The following is a 754-nucleotide window of genomic DNA, read 5'->3' as shown; positions in this document are numbered from 1 at the left end:
GATCGAGTTCGGCTATTTTTTTGGTTAAATCGTCAGTATTAATCATGGGGTAGCTCCTTTACTTTTTTGGCTAGGCGTTCAAGAGCGGCAGTTAAGACAGCGGTGGTACAAGCCAAGCTGATCCGTTGGAACTGTTGGCCTTCTTCACCGAATAAATTGCCGGGATCGAGAACTAAGTGACAGTCGTGAACAAGGAAATCATTTAGTGCCTCATCGGTCATGCCTAAGGCTTGACAATCAAACCACTGGAGATAAGTCCCTTCTAGTGGAGAAATCGTTAACTCTGGCAAGTGCTCGGTCATAAAAGCGTCAAAGACTTGCCGATTGGTTTCGACTAGCTCTAAGAAGTCAGTGAGCCACGTCTCGCACTGGTTATAGGCTAATTCACAGGCTTTCGGACCGATAGCATTTAACAGGTGGAAGCCTTCACTTGCTTGAACAGCCGTATATCGCTCTCGCAGTTCAGGATTAGCGATCACGACATTCGCCGTTTGTAGACCCGCCAGATTAAAGCTCTTACTCGGTGCAGTTAGAATCACTGAATTGGCTTGAGCCTCTGCCGACAAGGTACTGAAAACGGTGTGCTGAAAGCCGGGAGAAATCAGATCAAAATGGATTTCATCGGAAACAACCACCACCTGATGCTTGCGACAAATCCGGTCAACTTCTTCTAGTTCTGCTTGGCGCCAGACACGGCCCACTGGATTATGTGGACTACAAAAAATCAGTAAACGATTTTTTGGCAAGCTGGCTT

The 754-nt window shown here is 46.8% G+C and carries 1 protein-coding gene; it reads right to left on the bottom strand.

Annotated elements, in window-relative coordinates:
- Window positions 1-38: 38 nt before the first annotated feature.
- Window positions 39-754: MalY/PatB family protein (locus AC5KOD_RS02470; protein WP_496912962.1), on the bottom strand; the 716-nt coding region annotated here is incomplete at its 5' end.

It is taken from the genome of Vagococcus sp. WN80Y, from assembly GCF_059621045.1.
Note: the sequence above shows the minus strand (reverse complement) of the source record. Positions and strands in the feature narration are given on the sequence as shown.